The organism is Occultella gossypii (genome assembly GCF_019947135.1).
GTDB classification, from domain to species: Bacteria; Actinomycetota; Actinomycetes; order Actinomycetales; family Beutenbergiaceae; genus Occultella; species Occultella gossypii.
The window spans coordinates 106,074-116,685 of the sequence record NZ_JAGSHT010000011.1 but is presented as its reverse complement, the minus strand read 5'-3'; the positions used below and the strand labels follow the sequence as shown (position 1 = coordinate 116,685).

Here is a 10,612-nt window from a genome sequence, read left to right as displayed (position 1 = left end):
GGGGCCCCCGGGGGCGGCGGGCCGGGGGGGGGGGGGGGGGCCGGGCCGGGGCACGCCGCTCAACTCAGGGTCACGCGTTCACCTGGTAGAACATGGCCGGCCCGACGAGTCCACCGGTGCCGAGCTCGTCGACGGTCTCGTTGATCGTCTCGATGACGACGACGTTCTCGCCGGCGAGCACGACGGCGTCGGTCGCGTCGAACACGAAAGGCACTCGGAGCGTCGAGCCGTTGCGGGCCACGGGCAGCTCCTGACCGTTCAGCCACACCCGGGCGCGCTCGTCCACAACACCCAGCCAGAGGTGGGTCGCCGACGTCCCCGAGTGTCCGGCCGGGAGGTCGACGGTCGTCCGGTACCACATCGCGCCGTGGTAGTACCGCAGGCCTTGGTTGGACCAGGACTGCGAGAACGTCTTCAGCGGCATCCACCCGGTGGTGCGCAGCTCCGGCTTCCAGAGTCCGATCTCGGCGCCCTGATCGGACGGGAACGTCATCGCGTGCCACTCGTCGGGCAGCGGCGCGAGGAGTTGTCCGTCGGTGACGGTCCGCGCGTACCCGTCGGCCACCTGGGCGCCGTAGTAGTTGTCCAGGTAGTAGTACGAGGCCCAGGGATAGATGATCACCGGCGAGTGGGAGATCGCCTCGGCGCGGACCTCGTGGACGACCCCGAGCATGCGGTTCGCCTCGGCCATGTCACACGCATTGAAGGCGGCCACCATCGCGAGCCAGGCCTTGCCGTACTCGTAGGCCGTGCGCACCATGGCGACCCGGGCCTGGATGTTCGCGTCCTCGGACCGGGCCCGGCCCTCGGCGAGCCGCAGGGACCGGTCGAGTTCGCGCATCACGGCCGCATTGAGGATGTTCGGTGTGTCGTAGAAGCGGCCGGTCGAGTAGTCGGCCTCGGTGTAGGCCGCGTCGAGGGTCTCGAAGTGTTCCCGCATGGCGTCCGCGGCCCGACCGTACAGGTCGGTGAACATCTCGGCCATCGTGGCCTCGACGTCCAGGTCCGGGTTCCAGGCCATCTGCGCGTAGAGATAGTGGGCCGGCGCCTGGTAGCCCCAGGCGGGCAGCGACTCGCTCTTGATCCCCATCACGTTGTGGTCCCGGTAGTACTGCATCTCCGCGGTGACCTGCTTGATCATCGGGAACGGCAGGCTCGGGTCGGCCAGGTTGTACCGGTAGTCGCGCATCAGGATCGGCGAGCCGAGGGCGGCCCAGCCCTCGATCAGGGTTGCGATGTAGTTCCGCTCCCAGGCGTGCTCATCACCGATGGCATGGAACCGGTCGATGATGATCGGGGCGACCATGATCACGATCCTGGGGTCGGGCGTGAAGCGTAGGGGTGGACGCACGTAGTTCGCATAGGCGAGGAACGGGATCCGGAAATTCGAGTGCCCGCGCGCGTCGAGTTCGGCGAGCACCAGGTTGAGGAACCTGACGTAGCGATCGGTGATCGACGGCGAGTTGTTCAGTGGGTCGTAGTCCTCCGCGTCCCACTCGGGGTTCGGCTCGAGCACCGGGGGGAGGCCGTCCTTCGGGGACATCGAGATGAAGCGCGTCTGCGGGTCGGCCTCGAGGATCTCGAGGCAGGCCTCGACCACGCCGACGAGGGCGTCCGGCTGGGTCACGTCCAGGTGTGGGGTGACGACGCCGTTGGCGTCCTTCAGGTAGAGGTCGGGACGCTCGGTCCGTGGGTAGATGTTCGGGAAGTCCTGGGCGCCGATGTTCACCGGCCACAGCCGCATCCGGTCGTTCCACGGCTTCGGCTCGAGCGGGTCGAAGACCTTGGGCACGCCGGACTCGTGATACCGCCGCGGCGAGACGACCCGGACCTCGAAGTACGGGTCCGAGGTGGCGTCCTGGTGCGCCACCTCGAGCGTGCCGGTCGCCGGGGTGATGCGGCCGAGGTCGCCGGGCATGTACCAGCGCACCCCGAGGCTCTCCAGCAGCCCGTACGCGGCGTACAGGGTCGCGCGGTCGGTGTGCCCGATGAGCTGGAGCCCGTCGGCGTCGGCGAGGATGCGGTAGCCGTCCGGGTCGACCCCGGAGTCCCCGAGCTCGGCCACGGTGGCCTCCGCCTCGGGGGCAATGGCGCCGAGATAGATGGGCACGGTGCCGTCCGACGGCGCTTCGTTCACGATGGGCAGCTCGGCGCCCGTGATGAGCTGCACGTGCTCGACCAGCTCGGCCGCCGCCTGGACGACGTTGGCGTCGGCATCGGCCGCGTGCACGATCACGGCACGCGCTTCGCCGTCCTCGGTCAGGCGCAGGGTCGGACCCTCGGTCGGTTCGGCGTGCGCGGCACCGGCGTTGACCAGGTTGCCGACGAACGCGGCGGCACCGGCGGCGCCGGCGAGTTGCAAGGTGGTGCGACGGCGCATGTTCAGGCGATCGCGGACGGTCGCTCGCAGCGTGGGACGGTTCTCGGACATGCCGAAGTGCTCCTTCAGGTGAGGGGAGGGCTGCGCAGGGCCGACGGTCGACCCTGCAGATGGGTGGATGGGTGGTGGGGAACGGGCAGGGGCAGGTTTGGGCCCGCCGGACCCGCTTGTCAGGTATAGGTGCCGGGCGGGATGACGCCGGTCAGGCCCTCCCATGTCACGCGGGGCCCCGAGACGACGGTGTCGCCGTCGCCCGCGAGGACCTCCGCGTTCACGGTGATCGTGTAGTTCTTCGTGAAGCCGGCCGGATAGTTCTCGGTGAAGGTGCAGCCGGCCACGTGGCTGCCGATGATGAGGGCCAGGTATCCGGTGGAGGCGGGTTCCTGCCACTCGTGGGTGAACGTGCAACGACGCAACACCTCGGTGGTGTCCACATCGGGGAGGTAGACCGAACGCACCTGATGGGCGGTGAGGGTGCAGTCCTCGAGGAGGACGCCGTTCCCGTTCCCGCCGGGGCTGAACAGGTAGTTGCCGAGCCGGGCGACGGCACCGTTCGTCCACGGCCGGTCCTCGAACGTGCAGCCGAGGAACTGGGTGGCATCGACCGGTTCCTCGGTCGATCCGTAGGCCCGCGGCACCGTGCCGTAGATCTCGCAGTCCTGGAACACGAACCTCGGGCTGTCGACCCAGACGCTGTAGTACTCCGTGCCCCAGAACACGCACCGCACGAACGTCACATCCGTGGTGGTACGCAGGGCGCTGGCGAGCCCGGGGCCACGGTTGTCGATGAACTCGCAGTCCTCGAAGTAGCCGTCCCGTCCGAAGGTCGCCGAGTTCGGCTCGATGTCCAGGCCACCGTTGGGAGCACGGGTCACGCCACCCCGACCGGTGTGGCTGAACGAGCAGCGGTAGCAGCGGATGTCGCTGCCACCGCCCCAGGTGAACGCCTGCCTGCCGTTGTATTGGCTGCGGACCTCGGTGAACGTGTGCGGCGTGGCCGGACCGTCGGCCGGGTACTCGTGCCAGTTGACGCTGAGCCCGTCGAGCGCGTGGTGATGCGTGTGCACGTTCGTGACCGTCACGTCCGAGCACTGCTCGAAGCGCAGGCCGTAGGCGTGGATGTCCGGGGCGGTCGCGCCACCGATGACCAGGGCGCCGCAGTTCCCGTCCAGCTCGAGGTCCTCGATCACGACGCCGGTGCAGTTCTTGAACAGCATCACGTAGCCGAGATGGGCGCGGAAGGCGTAGTCGACGCCGACCATGTCCACCGGCTCGCCGGTGTCCGGATCGAACGAACCGTAGTGGAGCCCATCGGCCATGCGGAGGGTGGCGCCGTTGCCGACGATGGTCACCGGGACGCCCTCGACGGTGAACACCTCCCGGAGCTGGTAGTACGGCGTCGGGGCGGTCGAGCCGGCCTCGTGGAACTGGTCGCCCACCACATACGTCCCGGACGGGATCACGAGCGTGCCGCCGCCGGCGGCCTCCAGCAGCTGGGCGGCGGTCCGGAACGCGGCGGAGTCGTTCGTGACCCCGTCGCCGACGGCGCCGCAGTCCGCCCGCACGTCGATGACCTGGGTCGGTGCCAGGGGTACGTGTGGTCGCGTCGGCACCGCCGCGGCTGCGCCCGCTGCCGGTCCCGCCGACCCAGCCGCTGCCACGGCGCCGACTGCCACCGTTCCGAGAAAACTCCGACGACCCAGTGTTCGTCGCATGAATGCCCCGCCTCACGATCCTCATCGATGTGAACGGGGCCAGTATGCAAGCGATGTGAAAGCGCTGTCAAGGATTGCAAACGCCTACTAGAAACGATATTCGGGCGCGAGCGTTCACCCGACGCGGAGAACATGGGAACGTTGTCGCAACCGCTGTCATCGCCGGCGTCGGTGCGCTAGGGTCCTCCGTGAACCGAGAAACACACTGAGGATCCGGGGAGTTGACGCGCCATGGTGGGGCTGGGATTCACGGCCAACCTCGACGGCTATATCGACGTCGACACCGACCTGCAACGACACGTCTACGGCCGCACCGAGCGTCGGATCGCCGGCTGGCAGGCGGAGCGCGATCATCTCGCCGCCGGCGGCGTGGCGGACTATCAGGAGCAGGTTCGCGCCGCCGTGCTCGCCGGCATCGGCGACCTGCCGGACTCGCCGGCGGGACCGCCACCCGTCGAGTGGCTGGGCGAGGTGAGGCACCCCCGGCAGGCTCGGGCGCGGATCGACCGACTCATGCTCGAGACCCTGCCCGGGACGCGGGTGCCGGCCACGCTGTACCGGCCGGCCGCTGCTCTGACCGCCCCCTCCGGGTCGGTGCCGGCCGTGCTGTTCGTGTGCGGTCACGGGCCGCTGGGGAAGGCCTACCCCCGATACCAGTCGGTGTGCACCCAGCTCGCGGCCGCAGGGCTGGTGGTGCTGGTCCTGGACCCGGTCGGGCAGGGGGAGCGGTTCGGATACCTGGACGCGGACGGGAACGCGCTCGTGGCGGACGGGACCGTCGAGCACACCTACTCCGGCCTGCAGTCCTGGTGGGCCGGGTGGTCACCGGCCCGCTATTTCGTCACCGACGCCCGCCGGGGTCTCGACCTGCTCGAGTCGTTGCCGGTCGTGGATCCGGCCCGCCTCGCAATCACCGGGAACAGCGGTGGCGGCACGCTCTGTTCCCTGATGATGGCCCTGGAGCCTAGGCTGGCCGCGGCCGCGCCGGGGACGTACATCACCTCGCGTGGCCACTATCTCTGGTCCGGCCAGCGTCAGGATGCGGAGCAGATCCTGCTCGGTGGGACGGCCGCCGGCGTCGATCATGACGATCTGCTCGCCAGCATGGCCCCCCGGCCGGTGCAGGTCCTCGCCGTGGACTACGACTTCTTCCCGATCGAGGGCACGATCGCATCGGTCGACCGGGCCCGGCGCATCTACGGCCTCCTCGGCGCCGAGCAGGAGTTGCGCCTGGCCCGGGCCCGGTCCACGCACGAGTACGCCCCGGCCCTGGCACGAGCCGCCGTCGACTTCTTCACGGAGGTGTTCGACCTACCGCCGGCCGAACCGGTCCAACTCGACGACGACCAGGCTCTCGACCCCCGCCTGCTCTGGTGCACCACCAGTGGCCAGACCGCGCTGGACCACCCCGACACGAGGTTCCCGCACGACCTGGTCAGAGCGGAGTACCTGGATCGGATCTCCGCGACAGCCCAGCCCGCGGCCGATGACATCCGGCGATGGGTCGCCGAACGCGTCCGCGCCCAGCGCGAGGTGCCCGCCTGTCCGAGGGCTCGCTGGCTGCCCGGGCCGGCCGGTGCCGAGCACGCGTTCTGGCGGTCCGAGGTCGACCTGTGGGCCGCCGGCGTCCTGCTCCCCGATCCACCGACCGGCGCCGGCGCACAGGCGCGTGCCACCGGTCCGCGACACGACCCTGTGCAGGCTCCGGCGACGACGCCTGCCCTGACGCTCCTGCTCCTGCACGGTGGCACCGATGCCCTCACCGATGATCATCCGGAGGTGCTCGCCCGGGCTGCCGGTGCGCACGCCGAAGGGCCGGCCGTTGCCCTGGATGTGCGCGGGACCGGCGCGCTGACGCCGAGGGACCGGGACGGGCGAGCGTGGACGGACCAGTCCGGAACCAGTTACAAACTGCTCTGCGACCTGCTCTGGCTGGACGACTCGTTGGCCGCGGGCCGCGCCTTCGACGTGATCCGGGCGATCGACGTGCTGACGTCCGACCCGCACCTGCAGGAGCGCTATCCCGGCCTGGGGCCGGAGTCCGAGATCCACCTCGTCGGAGCCGGGGTGGGCGCGCAGGTCGCGACGCTCGCCGCGGTGAGTGATCCCAGGGTCGCCACGATTGCCGTCACCGATCTCGTGGACACCGACCGGGTCCTCACCGAGCGGCTCCACGATCGGGGGACCGGCGCCTGGCAGGGCCTCATCCCGGGGATGGCCCTGTGGGCATCCACCCGGATGCTGCGCGAGTTGCTCGGCACCCGGCTGCGTGAGCGTGCGACCCCGACGGCAGAGGCGGCGAGCACCGGTACCCACGGGCGGCCGGCCGCGCCCGATCCGATCCGCGAGCGTCCGGGAGGACCGACATGACCACACCGGAGCACGCCACCGAGACACCTCGCGAGAGCGGAAGGCGACGCTACGCCGTCGTCGGTCTCTCGAACCGTGGTGTGGCCAGCTTCGTGCGACCGCTCCTGGGCGTCGCCGATGCCGGGACCACGGCCGCCGACAACTCGGGGCTGGGCTACGGCGCGAGCGCGGACGACTTCTCCGGTCACGGCGAACTCGTCGCGGTGCTCGACATCGACCGGGCCCGTGCGGACGCGTTCGCCGCGACGATCCTGCCCCCGGGACATCCCGAGGTGCCGATCTATGCGCCGGACCAGTTCGCGGACCTGGTCCGCGAGGCGCGCCCGGACGTGGTGATCGTGACCTCTCCGGACCACACCCACGCCCGGTACCTCGAGGCAGCGCTGGCCGCGGGCGTCGACGTGGTCTCCGAGAAGCCCATGGTCGCCACCGCCGCCGACGCGGCCCGCGTGCTCGAGGCCGAGCGGGCCTCGCCCGCGACCGTACGCGTCACCCACAACCTGCGGTACACGTCCCGGCACCGGCAGATCAAGCGGATGGTCCTGGCCGGCGCGATCGGCCGGCCGCTGCACGTGAACATGGACTACCACGTGGACATCCGGCACGGCGCGAGCTACTTCCTGCGCTGGAACCGGGAACGGGCGAACTCCGGCGGCCTGACCATCCACAAGTCGACGCACCACCTGGACCTGATCTCCTGGTGGCTCGCGGACGCCCCGAGCACCGTCTACGCCGTCGGCGGCCGCGACTACTACGGCCCGGACAGCCCACACCGCCCCGCCGGTGCGAGCAACGCGCAGGTCCGCGAGCGCGACCCGTACTATCAGGCCCAACGCGGCAGCGGTGCGTTCCACGACGGTGCCGACGAGGCCCGGCGCGGGCTGTTCGACCTGCCCTACGAGGTGCAGTACCCGGCGGGCACCGACCTCTACCTCTACGACGACGAGATCGATATCGAGGACCACGTCGCCGCGCTCCTGACGTTCGCCTCCGGTGCCACCGCGGCGTACGCCGTCGACTTCTCCTCACCATGGGAGGGATACCGGGCCACCCTCACCGGCACCCACGGGACCATCGAGGTGTTCACCGGCCGCACGCCCGACGGCGAGGCGTTGCCCGGGTCCGGGCAGGTGACCCACCGCCCGCTCTTCGGTCCGGCCGAGGTGATCGACATCGAGAGCGTGTCGGGCGGACACGACGGCGCCGACCCGCTGATGCGACGCGACCTGTTCGTCGGCCCGGACGACGAGTCGGTGGCGCTGGGCCTCGGGGCGTCCGCGCGCGAAGGTGCGCTCGCCGTCGCGGCGGGGGAGGCGATCTGGCGGTCCGTCGAGGAGGGCCGGATCGTCTCGGTCGCCGAGCTCCTGCAGACGCCTGTGGTCCCGCCCCGAGCCGCGGCGCGACGATGACGACGACGGCGACCCAGCGGCGGCCGCGCGTCGCGATCATCGCGACCACCTGGTTCACGGACTCCCACGCGGATGTGATCGGCACACGCCTGGTCCAGGGCTACAGCTGGGCCGGTCACCGGATCGACCCGAGGGTCGAGGTCGCCTCGGTGTACGTCGAGCAGCTCGGCGCTCACGCCGGCGAGCGGCTCCGGCCGGACATCGCGGTCGAGCTGACCGACCGCCACGGGGTGCCGCGCTACCCCAGCGCCGCGGAGGCCATCGGCCTCGGCCGCGGTGGCGTGAACGTCGACGGCGTCGTCATCATCGGCGAGCACGGTGACTACGAGGAGAACGAGTTCGGCCAGAAGCTCTATCCCCGCCGGCGGCTGTTCGATGCGGTCGTGGCCACCATGATCGGGGCGGGACGGACCGTGCCGGTGTTCACCGACAAGCATCTGGCCTGGTCCTTCGCGGACGCGCACGCCATGTATGAGGTGGCGCGACGGCACGCGATCCCGCTGCTGGCCGGCTCGAGCGTGCCGCTCGCATGGCGGGAGCCGACGGGATCCGAGTGGCCGCTCGGCGCACCGATGACCGACGCCGTCGGGGTCTGTTACGGCTCCACGGAGGCGTATGGCTTCCACAGCCTCGAGGGGATCCAGGTATTCGCCGAACGCCGCGCGGGCGGGGAGAGCGGGGTTCGCTCCGTGCGTACGTTGACCGGCGCGGCCGCGGCCCGCGCGCTGACCGATGGCACGGTCGATGCGGAGCTCTTCGAACGCGCCCTCGCGACGCTGCAGGTCGACCCGCGCAGTGCCGAGGAGGCGCGGCGAGCACCACAGGCGGTCTTCCTGATCGAGTACCTGGACGGGCTGCGGGCAGCCTCGGTGAACTGCCAGGGCGCCGTGGCGGGCTTCGCGACCGCCGCGCGCGGGCCGGCGGACGAGGCCGCGGCCCAGCTGTGGCTGCAGGGCGGGCCGGAGTACGGCCACTTCATCTTCCTGGTTCGCCAGATCGAGTCGATGATGCTCGCCCGCCGGACGCCCTACCCGGTTGAGCGCACGCTGCTGACGACCGGGATCCTCGCCGCCGCGATGCGCTCGCTGCGTGGCGGCGCCCGCCTGGACACCCCGGAGCTCGCGATCTCCTACCAGCCCACCGCCCACGTTCCGGACACCGGTGTCCAGCTCCCGGTCCCCGGCGCGCCCGCGGGAGGCCAGTGATGCGGGTCCTGCTCGTCGATGTCCCGGACCCGTTGCGCGGTCCGTTGCGGGTGGCGCTGGGGGAGCGGCACGAGGTCGAGGAGTTCGACGGCGATGTGCGCGAGCCCGCCGCGTGGGCCGGGCGACCGGTGGTTGACGTGGTGGTGCACGGCGACCCGGACGCGGAGGCGGACGCGTCCACCCGGATCGAACGGGCCACCCTCGGTACCTGGAACCTGCTCACCACCACGTCCGCCACCCGCTACGTGCGCCTGTCCACGATGCGCCTCTTCGACTCCTACGACTCCGGGTGGGGCGTGACCGAGGAATGGTCGCCGCGACCCACGGCGCGGCCGCGCGACCTCGCGGCCCACCTGGCCGAGATCACCTCGCGGGAGCTGACGCGGTCGCGGCCGATCGAGGCCCGGGTGCTGCGCCTGGACGACGTGGTCGACCGGGCGGGGTTCGAGGCCGGACCAGCGCCGACGTGGCTGCACGTCGAGGATGCCGTGCGGGCGATCGTACGTGCCGTGGAGTTCCCGGCGGCGTCCTCCGAGCCGACCGGCCCGCGGTGGCGGGCCTGGCACATCGTGCGCGGCAGCGGCCGCTACCCCCTCGCCGACGCGCGCCGGGAGCCGTTGGCCTTCGCGCCGCGCCACCCCGGTCCGGCCCAGTTCCGTCCGGACGCGGCGGCACCGGCACCGGCCTGGCCGCAGCGCCCCGCGCGGCTTGCCGGCCTGCCGCGGCCGGAGCGCATCACGCTGTTCGGCGCGGGCGGCCCCTTGGGCGTCGTCACCTACGCGGCGCTGTCGGACCGGCACGTACTTCGGGTCACCGACGCCCGACCGCTCGCCGAGATCGCCGCCCGGCCGCCGCAGTCGGCGAACGCACCGGTCCCGGCCGGGGCCCCGCCGGCTCCGCATGAGGAGCTGGTCGTCGACATCGCCGACCTCGACGCGGTCCGGTCGGCGGCTGCTGGTGCGGACTGTTTGATCAACTGCGCGGTCGTGCGGGCGGACCCGGTCGGCGCGTTCCGGGTGAACGTGCTCGGTGCCCTGCACGCGATGCTTGCCGCGAGGGACGCCGGCGTCCCCCGGGTGGTGCACACCGGCCCGACCCTCACGCTGCCGCCGCACCCTCGTGGGTACACCGATGATCGCGACGTGGGGGAGGGGGCGCCGTCCCGGTCCGGGGACGACCTCTACTTCCTGACCAAACTGCTCGGCCAGGAGGTCTGCCGCGTCATGGCCGAGCAGCACGCCATCGCATGCCCGGTGCTGCTGTTCTGCGCCTTCGTGGACCCGACCCGGCCCCGGGAGCAACCGCTGCATCCGTTCGCGGTGTCCTGGGCCGACGCGGGCCGGGCGATGGCTGCCGCGGCGCGCGTCGAGAGCCTGCCGGAGCCGAGCCCGGTACTGAACGTCCTGGCCCCCTCCCCGCACGGGCGCTACCTGGGTGACCGGGTGCAGGACGTGCTCGGCTGGCACGCGGTGGACCGCCTCGACGCGTTCTGGCTGCGCGCAACCGCTCCGACATCGACACAAGGGACATGAC

General features: G+C 71.4%; 6 protein-coding genes. 4 read left to right on the top strand and 2 right to left on the bottom strand.

Annotation, left to right across the window (positions count from 1 at the left end):
- Nucleotides 1-70: 70 nt before the first annotated feature.
- Nucleotides 71-2,431 carry a DUF4838 domain-containing protein gene (locus KCQ71_RS11765; RefSeq protein WP_223406063.1) on the bottom strand — a complete coding sequence of 787 codons (2,361 nt, stop codon included), beginning with the start codon at nucleotides 2,429-2,431 and terminating at the stop codon, nucleotides 71-73.
- A gap of 119 nt (nucleotides 2,432-2,550) precedes the next feature.
- A complete protein-coding gene (locus KCQ71_RS11760) occupies nucleotides 2,551-4,056 on the bottom strand; it encodes a right-handed parallel beta-helix repeat-containing protein (RefSeq protein WP_223406061.1) in 1,506 nt (501 codons plus the stop codon).
- 270 nt (nucleotides 4,057-4,326) lie between these two features.
- Here KCQ71_RS11760 and KCQ71_RS11755 point away from each other — a divergent pair, with 270 nt between their 5' ends.
- The 4 genes from KCQ71_RS11755 to KCQ71_RS11740 are packed head-to-tail and all read left to right on the top strand — an operon-like array spanning nucleotide 4,327 to nucleotide 10,611.
- Nucleotides 4,327-6,465 (top strand): alpha/beta hydrolase family protein, encoded by a 2,139-nt coding sequence (locus KCQ71_RS11755; protein WP_223406059.1) that lies wholly within the window; start codon nucleotides 4,327-4,329, stop codon nucleotides 6,463-6,465.
- Nucleotides 6,462-7,874, top strand: coding sequence for a Gfo/Idh/MocA family protein (locus KCQ71_RS11750; RefSeq protein ID WP_223406057.1), 1,413 nt, complete (start codon nucleotides 6,462-6,464; stop codon nucleotides 7,872-7,874). Before KCQ71_RS11755 ends, KCQ71_RS11750 begins: the two co-directional genes overlap by 4 nt.
- Nucleotides 7,871-9,079, top strand: coding sequence for a hypothetical protein (locus tag KCQ71_RS11745; protein ID WP_223406055.1), 1,209 nt, complete (start codon nucleotides 7,871-7,873; stop codon nucleotides 9,077-9,079). Before KCQ71_RS11750 ends, KCQ71_RS11745 begins: the two co-directional genes overlap by 4 nt.
- Nucleotides 9,079-10,611, top strand: a complete 1,533-nt coding sequence (locus KCQ71_RS11740) for an NAD-dependent epimerase/dehydratase family protein (RefSeq protein WP_223406053.1) — start codon at nucleotides 9,079-9,081, stop codon at nucleotides 10,609-10,611. Before KCQ71_RS11745 ends, KCQ71_RS11740 begins: the two co-directional genes overlap by 1 nt.
- Nucleotide 10,612: the final 1 nt, after the last annotated feature.

Coding starts and splice junctions, on each gene's coding strand:
- KCQ71_RS11745 (WP_223406055.1), top strand. CDS start 7,871: ATGACGACGACGGCGACCCAGCGGCGGCCGCGCGTCGCGATCATCGCG.
- KCQ71_RS11755 (WP_223406059.1), top strand. CDS start 4,327: ATGGTGGGGCTGGGATTCACGGCCAACCTCGACGGCTATATCGACGTC.
- KCQ71_RS11740 (WP_223406053.1), top strand. CDS start 9,079: ATGCGGGTCCTGCTCGTCGATGTCCCGGACCCGTTGCGCGGTCCGTTG.
- KCQ71_RS11765 (WP_223406063.1), bottom strand. CDS start 2,431: ATGTCCGAGAACCGTCCCACGCTGCGAGCGACCGTCCGCGATCGCCTG.
- KCQ71_RS11750 (WP_223406057.1), top strand. CDS start 6,462: ATGACCACACCGGAGCACGCCACCGAGACACCTCGCGAGAGCGGAAGG.